Raw genomic sequence first — 690 nt, forward strand, 5'->3', positions numbered from 1 at the left:
GCTTCAATCAGCGCGACGAGGCCTTGCGCCATGCCGAAGCGATGGTTGCCGCCGGTGCCACGCTGATCGATATTGGCGGCGAATCCACGCGCCCTGGTGCGCGTGCGGTGTCGGTGACCGAGGAGCTGGAGCGGGTGGCGCCGATGGTCGAGGCGATCAACAGCCGCCTCGACGTGGTCATATCGGTCGATACTTCCACGCCCGCGGTCATACGTGAGTCGGCGCGGCTCGGTGCCGGGTTGATCAACGACGTGCGTGCGCTGGAGCGCGATGGCGCCCTGGACGCGGCTGCGGATACCGGGCTGCCGGTGTGCCTCATGCACATGCGTGGCGAGCCGGGCAACATGCAGGATGACCCGCATTACCAGGATGTGACCGCTGACGTTACGCGCTATCTTGAACAGCGTATGGCCGCCTGCGCGGCAGCGGGTATCGACGCGAACAGAATCATTCTTGACCCGGGCTTTGGTTTCGCCAAGACACTGGCGCACAACCTGAGCCTGTTCAAGCACATGGAAGCGCTCTATTGCCTTGGGCGCCCACTGCTGGTGGGCGTTTCGCGCAAGAGCATGATCGGCCTGACGCTGGAACGTCCGGTCGGCGAGCGGTTGTACGGCAGCCTGGCGCTGGCGGCGTTGGCCGTGACCAAGGGGGCAAGCATCCTGCGTGTCCATGACGTGGCCGAAACTG

Annotated in this window: 1 protein-coding gene; it reads left to right on the forward strand. The window is 65.1% G+C overall.

Features of this window, described 5'->3' with window-relative positions; translation table 11 throughout:
- Positions 1-690: dihydropteroate synthase (gene folP / locus HP547_RS29140; protein WP_172288975.1), on the forward strand; the 690-nt coding region annotated here is incomplete at both ends.

Origin of the sequence: Pseudomonas sp. CM27, assembly GCF_013179515.1 — a bacterium.
Classification (GTDB): domain Bacteria; phylum Pseudomonadota; class Gammaproteobacteria; order Pseudomonadales; family Pseudomonadaceae; genus Aquipseudomonas.